Origin of the sequence: Streptomyces thermovulgaris (assembly GCF_002155915.1) — a bacterium.
Classification (GTDB): domain Bacteria; phylum Actinomycetota; class Actinomycetes; order Streptomycetales; family Streptomycetaceae; genus Streptomyces; species Streptomyces thermovulgaris.
In genome coordinates this window covers 1-771 of the sequence record NZ_MUME01000497.1, presented here as the reverse complement: position 1 = coordinate 771, position 771 = coordinate 1, and the positions used below count along the sequence as shown (strand labels likewise).

At 73.1% G+C, this 771-nt stretch carries 1 protein-coding gene; it reads right to left on the bottom strand.

Features of this window, described 5'->3' with window-relative positions:
* Nucleotides 1-771: serine/threonine protein kinase (locus CCN35_RS26765; protein ID WP_425444332.1), on the bottom strand; the 771-nt coding region annotated here is incomplete at both ends.

Genomic DNA, 771 nt, shown 5'->3' with positions numbered 1-771 from the left:
TGCCGGGAGGCGAGCCGCGGGTCCGATACGGCAGAACCGGTGCCCGAGGCGGCCGGGCTCACGGAGCCGATGCCCGGGCCCGCGGGGCCGCCGGTCCTTGAGCCCGTGCGGCCGGTTTCCGGATGCGAGTCCGTGAGGCCGGTCCCCGGAGTCGGGTCCATGAGGCCGGTCCCCGGAGCCGGGTCCGTGAAGCCGGTCCCCGGGATCCCCGGGCCCGCGGAACCGGTGTCCGGGCCCGTGGACCCGGCNNCCGCCGGACTCCGTACGAGCGGCCCGTCGGGGCCGAACCCCGGTGGTAACGGCCCGAGTTGGTCGAAGATCTCGATCACTTCGTCCTCGGGGTCCGGCTCCGGCAGAAGTTCGGCACATGCGAGGAGGGCCTTGCGCGCTCCCGTCGCCGTACGGAACCGGTTCTGCGGGTCCGGTTGCAGCAGCGCGGCCAGGACCTGCCACAGCGGCTCGGGCACTCCCTTGGGCGCACTCGGCGTCCCGTGCTCCATGAAGTACTCCACGAGCGCCTTGGCGTCGGGCTTGGCGCCCTGCAGCAGATAGAGGGCGACCAGACCGGTGGCGAACAGGTCGGCGGGAAAGTCCGGTTCGGCGCCCATCAGCTGCTCGGGCGCGATGTACCCCGGCGTCCCCACCACCAGGTCGGTCTCCGTCAGCCGCGGTTCGCCCAGCCGCATCGCGATGCCGAAGTCCGACAGCCGCAGCTTCGGCCGGCCTCTCCCGGTCGCCTCCAGCAGCACATTGGCGGGCTTGATGTCGCGG